This is a genomic window from Pseudomonas sp. L13 (genome assembly GCF_009935965.1).
GTDB lineage: Bacteria > Pseudomonadota > Gammaproteobacteria > Pseudomonadales > Pseudomonadaceae > Aquipseudomonas > Aquipseudomonas lactis.
The window spans coordinates 1-638 of record NZ_QODJ01000157.1 but is presented as its reverse complement, the minus strand read 5'-3'; the positions used below and the strand labels follow the sequence as shown (position 1 = coordinate 638).

The 638-nt window shown below is 65.0% G+C and carries 1 protein-coding gene; it reads left to right on the top strand.

All coding sequences use genetic code 11. The features are described from left to right. Positions 1-638: type VI secretion IcmF C-terminal domain-containing protein (locus tag DK871_RS28460; RefSeq protein ID WP_306109912.1), on the top strand; the 638-nt coding region annotated here is incomplete at both ends.

The following is a 638-nucleotide window of genomic DNA, read 5'->3' as shown; positions in this document are numbered from 1 at the left end:
CGGGTGCTGCAACCTTCGGCGGCAGGGCTCAACAACCAGTGGCGTCGGGCGATTGTCACCGACTGGCAGGGCGCGTTCGCCGGGCGTTATCCGTTCGCCAACACCACCAGCGACGCCTCGCTGCCGATGCTGGGGCAGATGATCCGCGCCGACTCCGGGCGCATCGAGCAGTTTTTGCAGAACCAACTGGGCGGCGTGCTGCGCAAGGAAGGCAGCCGCTGGGTGGCCGACCCGCGCCACAGTCAGGGGCTGCGCTTCAACCCGCAGTTCCTGGCGGCGATCAACCAGCTCAGCCAATTGGCCGACGTGATGTACACCGACGGCGGCATGGGCATGAGCTTCGAATTGCAGGGGAGGCCGTCGCGCAATGTGGTGCAGACCAACTTCATCCTCAACGGCGAGGAACACCAGTACTTCAACCAGCGCCAGGCGTGGCAGCGCTTCAACTGGCCGGGTTTCAGTGACGATCCGGGGGCGAGCTTGAGCTGGACCAGCGTGCAGAGCGGCGAGCGTTTGTTCGGTGATTTTGAAGGCACCTGGGGCCTGATCCGCCTGTTGGAAAAGGCCACGCTCACACCGCTGGACGACGGCGACAGCCGCTTTCGCATGGTGCTCAAGGCCCCGGATGGCCTGGACCT